The organism is Rhizobium ecuadorense (genome assembly GCF_001187535.1).
GTDB classification, from domain to species: Bacteria; Pseudomonadota; Alphaproteobacteria; order Rhizobiales; family Rhizobiaceae; genus Rhizobium; species Rhizobium ecuadorense.
The window spans coordinates 1-240 of the sequence record NZ_LFIO01000518.1 but is presented as its reverse complement, the minus strand read 5'-3'; the positions used below and the strand labels follow the sequence as shown (position 1 = coordinate 240).

At 60.0% G+C, this 240-nt stretch carries 1 protein-coding gene; it reads right to left on the bottom strand.

What is annotated here, in order from left to right; all coding sequences use genetic code 11:
- Window positions 1-71: 71 nt before the first annotated feature.
- Window positions 72-240 (bottom strand): helix-turn-helix transcriptional regulator (locus AF337_RS11805; RefSeq protein WP_152971001.1); only part of this gene is annotated, 169 nt, incomplete at its 5' end.

Here is a 240-nt window from a genome sequence, read left to right as displayed (position 1 = left end):
TCGCCGGAGCCAGCCGTCGTCACCGCAAGAGTAGACAGTATTCACATAAGCAAACCCTGCTGTCTTGAACGCTATAAACCTTTCGCATAATCGGCGGGCGTCACGCCCGTCGTCTGTTTGAACAGGCGGGAGAGATGGCTCTGATCGGCGAAGCCGACCATCTCGGCTACTTCGGCCGGCGGCGTGCCCAACCGAAGCAACTGCCGCGCCCGGCTCAGTCGCAATTGCCTCTGATAGGCA